The 1118-nt window shown below is 52.6% G+C and carries 2 protein-coding genes; both read right to left on the reverse strand.

The features are described from left to right. Positions 1-136: 136 nt before the first annotated feature. The gene (locus QCH34_RS13145) at positions 137-811 is read right to left on the reverse strand and encodes a PEGA domain-containing protein (protein WP_300334781.1); all 675 of its coding nucleotides are present in this window, start codon (positions 809-811) and stop codon (positions 137-139) included. Between the two features lie 24 nt (positions 812-835). Further along, positions 836-1118 (reverse strand): hypothetical protein (locus tag QCH34_RS13150; RefSeq protein ID WP_300334782.1); only part of this gene is annotated, 283 nt, incomplete at its 5' end.

The raw sequence follows: 1118 nt of genomic DNA on the forward strand, positions 1-1118 counted from the left end.
GATTCCCTTGGCGAGAAAGAGGCAGCAAATGCTGTCTTAAAAGGTATTGAGTCCTCTATTGTGGCAGGGCATGTCACAAAAGATATGGGTGGCTCCCAGTCGACGAGCAGTGTCGGCGACTGGATAGCTGGCAAAATCAGGTCCGGCGAGTAAACAGAACAAAGGCAACCCCAAGCAGGATGCCGGAGATCACCACTGCGGTGGATCCGGCACTCTGCTCAGGTGCTGTCGGGAGTGGTGCTGTCGGGAGTGCTACTGTCATAACCTGATCAGGTACTCGAACCGGTTCAAGGGTTGTTGAAACGCTGCTCGTCTTTCCTGAATCAACTGCAACAAGTTCGGAATAGGACTGGTAATTCTCTTTTTGAAGATTGATCAGGTGAAGGCCGAGATCTGCCCGTGAGATGATGTAGGATCCCTCAGCATCTGTTGTGCCGACGAAGTTCTGGTTCTGGAAAATACTTGTGCCGGGATCCGAGGTGATGACAATACTGCCATATTCCCGGAATTGTGTTCCTGTGCGTGCGAGAACTGCATGCACCCTGACTGTCTCCTGGGGCATGATGTAGGCAACACCGTTCCAGTTCTGATAACTGCCGGCTTTTTTCAGCTGAAATCTCATCATGCCTGCACGCAGGTCAGTGACGGTGAGGGGGGTATAGCCGCGAAAGACATTGGTGATATAAACCTCTGCACCATCTGGCTCTGAAGTGATCTGAATCGTTCCGGTCGGCTCTGCCGAAGCAGGCGAAATACAGAGGGCAAGGCAGAGAAGCCCTCCAAGAATCAGGATAGATGTCCGGATCTGCATAGCATGCTATACTCGTCCTGTGATCTAGATAATAGTTCGTCCCGCGGGGTACCTGACTGCCATTCCTTCATCTGTCCGGAGAACTGTTCCCCCGGAGAGAGCGAAGGCTTTACTGAGGTACCTCAGCTGCCTGGTGTCCGGGAGAGTATCGCCGGTTGAAAGGGTGATCTGTACGGTCTCCTCATCAATTTTCTTGAAGGTGATTGCCATTAGATCAGCGCCACAGGCAGCATACCGGGTGATCAGGGTGAGGGCGGCGCGTTCAAACCTGATTGGATCCATGATGGCGCTGAGGTTTTCATCAGTG

The organism is Methanocalculus sp., assembly GCF_029762515.1.
In the GTDB taxonomy this organism is placed as follows: Archaea; Halobacteriota; Methanomicrobia; order Methanomicrobiales; family Methanocorpusculaceae; genus Methanocalculus.

Bases quoted from the DNA above. Each gene is read 5' to 3' on its own strand.
- QCH34_RS13145 (WP_300334781.1), bottom strand. From the start codon at position 811: ATGCAGATCCGGACATCTATCCTGATTCTTGGAGGGCTTCTCTGCCTT.